Origin of the sequence: Bradyrhizobium sp. NBAIM08, from assembly GCF_020193935.1 — a bacterium.
Lineage (GTDB): Bacteria > Pseudomonadota > Alphaproteobacteria > Rhizobiales > Xanthobacteraceae > Bradyrhizobium > Bradyrhizobium yuanmingense.
The window spans coordinates 1-394 of sequence record NZ_JADYVR010001128.1; the positions used below are offsets into that span (position 1 = coordinate 1).

Annotated in this window: 1 protein-coding gene; it reads right to left on the reverse strand. The window is 70.8% G+C overall.

The features are described 5' to 3' along the window. A partial coding sequence (locus I6F37_RS43795) for a hypothetical protein (protein ID WP_225154953.1) occupies positions 1–394 on the reverse strand: 394 nt, incomplete at both ends.

Genomic DNA, 394 nt, shown 5'->3' on the forward strand with positions numbered 1-394 from the left:
CGGTGAGGGGGAAGTCCTCGGGGATCGCGGCGGTAGTCGTCTCGACCGGCGCATCGGAGGAGCTCTCCGCGTCGGGGGTGATCTCGGTCGTCGAGCACGGGTCGGCCGAGAACACGCACATGGCGCCGAGGACCGTGGCAGACCGCTCCTTGAGGCGCCCGGTCTCGAACGCGATCACCTCGTCGCCGGCGGCGGAGCCGTAGGACGTCTCGACGTAGAGGGCGTTGCCGGTCTGCGCGACCTCGGTGACCGTGAGGTCGGTGAGCAGCCCGTCGTCCAGCTGGACCTGCTGGGCCACGACGACCGAGCGCTCGGTGCCGAGGTCCAGGTCGACGAGGCTGGACTTCAGGACGCTGTCGCCACCCGAGGTCGGCTGGTCGGGACAGCCCTGGAC